The organism is Faecalimonas sp. LCP19S3_D12, from assembly GCF_052121495.1.
GTDB lineage: Bacteria > Bacillota > Clostridia > Lachnospirales > Lachnospiraceae > Faecalimonas.
This window is the reverse complement of the sequence record NZ_JBQKED010000078.1, coordinates 1-5,870: the sequence shown is the minus strand read 5'-3', so window position 1 is coordinate 5,870 and position 5,870 is coordinate 1. Positions and strand designations below refer to the sequence as shown.

5 protein-coding genes are annotated in these 5,870 nt (G+C 33.7%); 2 read left to right on the top strand and 3 right to left on the bottom strand.

Annotated features, from left to right (window positions below):
• Positions 1 to 104: 104 nt before the first annotated feature.
• Both ACTQXY_RS14865 and ACTQXY_RS14860 read right to left on the bottom strand, forming a co-directional pair.
• Positions 105 to 878, bottom strand: coding sequence for an AbiH family protein (locus ACTQXY_RS14865; protein WP_441660116.1), 774 nt, complete (start codon positions 876 to 878; stop codon positions 105 to 107).
• A 581-nt stretch (positions 879 to 1,459) separates the two neighbouring features.
• Complete coding sequence (locus tag ACTQXY_RS14860) at positions 1,460 to 1,711, bottom strand: helix-turn-helix domain-containing protein (RefSeq protein WP_441660115.1); 252 nt, start codon at positions 1,709 to 1,711, stop codon at positions 1,460 to 1,462.
• Between the two features lie 426 nt (positions 1,712 to 2,137).
• On the opposite strand from ACTQXY_RS14860, the gene ACTQXY_RS14855 reads away from it, so the two are divergent.
• On the top strand, positions 2,138 to 3,385 hold the full coding sequence (locus ACTQXY_RS14855) for a hypothetical protein (RefSeq protein WP_441660114.1): 1,248 nt from the start codon (positions 2,138 to 2,140) through the stop codon (positions 3,383 to 3,385).
• A gap of 127 nt (positions 3,386 to 3,512) precedes the next feature.
• Positions 3,513 to 3,797, top strand: a complete 285-nt coding sequence (locus ACTQXY_RS14850) for a hypothetical protein (protein ID WP_441660113.1) — start codon at positions 3,513 to 3,515, stop codon at positions 3,795 to 3,797.
• Between the two features lie 61 nt (positions 3,798 to 3,858).
• On the opposite strand, the gene ACTQXY_RS14845 is transcribed toward ACTQXY_RS14850, so the two are convergent.
• Positions 3,859 to 5,694, bottom strand: a complete 1,836-nt coding sequence (locus tag ACTQXY_RS14845) for a relaxase/mobilization nuclease domain-containing protein (RefSeq protein ID WP_441660112.1) — start codon at positions 5,692 to 5,694, stop codon at positions 3,859 to 3,861.
• Positions 5,695 to 5,870: the final 176 nt, after the last annotated feature.

Sequence of the window (5,870 nt, the reverse complement as noted above, 5' to 3'; positions counted from 1 at the left end):
GCGTAATGCACTCCATCCACTGGCTACTGCGGCATAAATCGCTATTTTGTTAGCTGAAATATTGAATTTTCAAGGAACAAGTCCCATTTGGGGTATGGGAAGTCTTAGTTAGTAATATCTGCTTTCCCATGTATGTAATCATACTTTATTTTCTTTCCTTCACCATATACTCTTTCATAGGTGTCGGAATAATTAAATGATAAGATATGATCTGGATTCAACCCCTCTATGTCTATACTCTTTTTCGTGACAATAATTTTTCCAACAAATTCAGCAATATAAATTTCCAATGCTCTTATCAATCTTTCAAGTTCTTTATTCAGATAGCCCACAAAATTGTCAATTGCATCTGTATCCCCGTACATATTTCTTAATGACCCTTTTGCAACTTTTGGAAGCAACATCAGTATTTTTTGCTCTCTTTTTTCAGTATTTTGGGCCGAATCACCACTTTTAATTTGAAATCTCGCAGAATCTAATGCCTGAATTACTCTTGATATTTCTGTTTCAAAATCTATCCAATTCTTACCTATAGCATAGGAATCACAATTCAAAAAATATTCCAACCAAACATTTTCCTTAATATGTGTATACATTTCATCCAATGCTTTGTTCTGCGTTATAACCTTTAGTTCAGAACAACCGTCCTCTTTATAGCTTTGGCATTTTCTTTTTTTGAAAGCAGCCGACAATGTCTTCTTAATAGAATCATCCATTTTCCAATCATGTAAATTCGTTTTGATAAAGTCATCCACAGAAGTATTTTCGTGAAGTGTATAAATTCTTCTTGCTCTTTCGCAAAACTCAAGAAAATCTTTATAAGAAGTCGGTAAATTATGCTCCAAATCAAATCCATTCCCTATCAACAATATATTCATCTGTAATTCCCTCACCATTTCATATGTAATCTACTCCGTTTTTCCATTTGTTCTTCTTCATATTGTGCTCTTTATCAAATATTCTGATATGACCAAATAATATAGAGTATTTTTCAAAATTGCTACTCATTTAATTTTGTGTTGCAACCATACTTTTCGACTGTTATAATCAGTGCATGGGTGCTACCTAATATAACGGTAGGCGGTTAGTCCTTCACCAGAGGGACTGTGACCCTCTGATTACATAGAAACCTACAAAGGAATCCACTGGAAAGGAGGGCTAAGCCAATGAGTATTTTAGATTTTATCGCAGTAGTTAGCTTCGGCTTAACCTGCTTCAGTATCGGATACACATTCGGTAAAGATAATCATAAATCACAAAAATAGCCGCCCCAGTCTGGTAAACTAAGCGGCAATTTTTGTCTAAGTTTATATTCGACTAACCATCTATCGGTAGCACTCTTTCTACGATTATATTATCATGTCTTAGTAGAAATGTCAAAATCTTTCTAATTAACCCCCTACCCTATCTCTCTCTAGTATCTATGTCAAACTTCTCATCTACAAATTACATTTGTTTTTCAACGTATCTCTTCTTCAGTTCCATCAATGAGAACCTCATAAGTCGTATCCAATACTTTTTTAATAGCCTGCAATTGACTAGCTTGAATATGTTGCACACACCGTTCTATTTTTACCAAGCATTCTCTCGTCATATCACATCCTTCTATTTGCAAAAGACGGACTAAATCTGTTTGCCCTAACCGACGTTTCTTTCTGATTTTACGAATGTTTATTCCTATTTGAATATCTTGCTTAATCTTCTGTTCCATGTTTCCCTCCAAAATGGACTAATTTCAGTCCATTTAGTATTTATACTAGTAGGTATCTATGATATAATGGGACTGAAACAAGTCCACTTTGCAAAATAATGAAGTTTTACAATGAAAATAAGAATTCGGTGTAACGCTACTACCAAACAAAATTGAAACATTCTTATAAAATTCCAAAAATACATAGAGCAATATAAAAAAGATATCTCTCAAAACGCTTTACGCGAAAAAGATTTCCCAAAGAATTTGCTTAACAGAACATATAGGACTTTCGTTGGCTCAAGTTGATAGATATCGGATTTTTTCAAATAAATGCATTTCACAAATTCAGGACCTGATACAGAATGTTTTCCTTCCGTTTGGTGCTATTGATTATATTGAATACTTCATTTAAATTTTTCTAACAGATGAAAGGAGACCCCAAAAATGTCTAGTAAACCCGAAATACAGCTTCGTGTATCCAACGCTTATATAAAATATTGTGAATTAGAAGACAAAAGTAATAAAAAAAATATTAATGAAAAATTAGATGCAACTGACTTGAAATTTCTCACTAGGATTTTCAAATTTAACATATCTAAATCTCGCAGCCAAGATATTATAAGCCAAGTCGAAAAATGTTTTAAAAAATGGTATTTAGTTAATGCAAGTCAAAAAGAAATTACTGATGATTGCATAAAATTATCAAATATGCGCATGACTGCTAAGAACGCAAAAAAAATATGGAAAAGCTATAGAAAATATTATTACGCAGAAGAAGTTCTTATTAAACAGCCTTTTAAACTCTTTCTCAAAGAGGAGTTGAATATTTCCACCGATATAAAAAAAGGTGGATGGTGTCACTACTGGAATTTAGTTCGTTTATTCAAGGCAGTAGAAGACCTTGTAAAAAATAATGAATTTAGCAGTAGTCCTCACAAAATATCAGAACGTCAGTTTGTCCTATTTAAAAAATCTGGTCTTATGTTTCAAAAATCAGCCTATTCTCTGATGAAATGCGCGATCTATCATCCCACCAAATGCATTGAGATAGTGAGAAACTGCCTTGATAATTGGGAGAAATTTAGCATGAATGGTGGGCGAGAAATACTTGAAGAGTATTTAGATTCAGAACTCATTGATATTAAAAAGAGACAGGACTCCCACGAAAAATTAGTAAAATTTGGCAAATCATATTTGCAAACAGAAAAGAAATGCTATCCTATTATTCCTCGCAGAGAACCCTTTCGCCTTGCCAATGGTAATAAAATGATAGAAATGGATCTAAACGGTTGGGCACTAAATGGAGATGTCTATGGAATTGACGCAAAAACATCTGTTAACGATATAAGAAATTTCCTGAATAAAGATAAATATAAAATTTACAGCAACTTTTGTAATAAATTTTATATTTTAACAGACAACATAGAAGTCGAAGAATTTATGAAAAATGAAAAAAATCAAAAAAAATATGAAGATTGTGATAAATTAGGAATACTATTTTGTGATTCAGAAGGTAACATCACAGAAAAAAAGAAACCCGTCAATTGCAAAACGCCCCAATCTATGCACATTTATATAGAAAAACACTTTAAAAATAATATTTGCTCCCGATTGCAAGCAGTCACATTATGCGAACAGGATACTTGGCAAACAGCCCTAGAAAAATTCAAGAATGCAATAGAACAATCTTAACAACAAGTCACACTTTGGAGTAGGGAGTATTAAAAAAAGGAACTTGGTTGGGATATCACTATATCATAATATAGTGATATCCAAAATCCGAAAATATTTTCACAAATATCAGCAGAGGTGAAAAATTATGATGTATCCATATTTAACACTACCAGATGAAACCGACATTGTCCATTCACATCTCATCATAGAAGATAGTGTGCAAAAAATCCTTGTCCATTTTGAACGCCCTACGGAAGATGGATTTGACTCAGCCCGCTATTCATTGTTAGAATATGAATGGCTTTATAACAAAGGGTTCTCTGAAAATGAAATTTCACATTTTGAGCAATTTCTCCACGAAAAGAAAGAAGAGCTATATCAATCTGCCTATAGGAAATCGTATACCGCTCCAACTGAAAAAAGCGTATGAGATTGTTCAAGGGATAATATCCTCACCTGCGAGGACATTATCCCTGTTTTTGATAATGTAACTACCGTTCGTATTCTTTTTGTTTCCTGCGAGAATTCTCTCGTTCTTCATCCTGCTCGTCCATTAACATTTCCACTTTTGTCTTCTGCTCTTTTTGATTTTGCTCTGCTTCCATTTCTCGTCCAGTCATGCTCTGAATTCGTTCCAATGTTTTCATGCAATATTCAAAGTCTTTTAGTTCATGTTCCAAACATTCTATTGCCAATTGTAATTTTTGTTTCTTCCTTTGACACTGTTCTAATTTTTGTGTGTATTCCAACATTTTCTCGGGATTTTTCACTTTATATTTTTCCATTAGTGTTTCATAGCGTTCAAGAGCCTTTTTATCCTGTTCATAATCTGTCTGCATATAGATAGCATCATTTGAATGTAATTCCATGCGATATTTGATTTTTTCATACTCGAAAGGCAGTTGATATACCGTTTTTACTTTTTTTATTATTGTGTCAAGATGTCCCACTTGCTCTTTAGTGTTATAGAAATCCGCCCATACCTTTCTAGACGCTATCTGCACATCCTGTAATGTGGCATATCCTGTCACTTCCAGAAAATGCAAACTATATAACCCTTCCTGTATCTCCAACAGTACTTCTTCTTTTATCGTAGAATCCAGTTGGTCTTTCTTCTTTAAACACTCAATAATATCATGCTCTGCTACCGACCGTTTAACAAACAGAATCTCTCCATCTGACGAGAGCGTTTTTCTCCATTTGGAATGGAGACGCTGAATATCAATTTCTCCATACTGATAGGATGTGTTGTATGGAATTTCATTTATTTCTTCACGTGATAACTCTGTATTTATTTCATTAAGAACTATTTGCTGCTGTTTTCGTTCTGCTTCTTTCTTATCAATACGTTCTGTCAATTGCTCTCGTGTATACGCTCCATCTTCAGATAACGAAGAATCCCTTACTCCCTTACTTGCTTCGGTGGGTATAAAAGTAACATGCGTCAACCAATCACCATTTTTCTTTTTGTCTCGAATTGTATATCCATATTCTCGAAGAAGAGATAACAAATGTTCATAAGAAAAAGCATCGGGTAATAATCGGTCGATATCTCGTCGTACAATTTCTTGATACGATAATTTTTTCTGTTTCCACTGTTCATAAGATTGTGTATGACGGTAATTTCCAATATCATCTCTACGATACATTTCCTGTTTTCTCTTTTGAAGTAATTTATTCTTGCGGTCGGTAGGCTCATAATATCGTGTCTTTCCATCAGCATCTTGATATTTGATTAAATTCATGCTTTTTGTATTGTCCAAGACCTGTAATCCATACTCTTCGCACAGCCTGTCCGAAACACTTCGTATCTGTCGTTTTGTTTGATGGCAGTCATTCCATTTTTTTCCGTTATTGTTCCACGCACAAATAGCAAAATGATTATGTGTACATCCAGTATTTGTATGAGTAGAAATAGCAACCGGAAAATCCGGAAATATTTCTTTTGCCAGTTTTACTCCGATTTCATTTGCTACTAAAGGAGAAATAGATTCTCCAAAATTCTGCCACATATGATATAAAACGATTTCTTTTCCGCTTTTGCTTCTTGGTGCTTCTCTTCGATATCTGCCACATCCATTTGCAATCGTAATATCCATAGAACGTAGAATATCAGATGGGTACGCACAGTTGATGGAAGTATTTAATGTATCGTAAACAATTTCACCTTTTTTATCATTTATTGTATAAGCAATATGGCTTTGTATACTTCCGTCTTTCTGTTTCCACTCGTCAATATTTCTGACACTTTCTATCTTATCATTCATAATATATTTGATAGTGCTAGAAACATTTCCTACAATGGGATGAATATGAGTAATCGCCATTTAAAAATCACTTCCTTTTACAATTGCAGTTAATTCATCAAATTGTTCCAAGAGTTCTTGATAGTGAGAAGATTGAAAATGAGAAGTAGAGGGTATCCATTACCTTAAGCACACGACAAATAAGCCATCTTTCGGTGGCTGCTTTAAAAATTGAATATTGAGAAGTTAAGGTTATG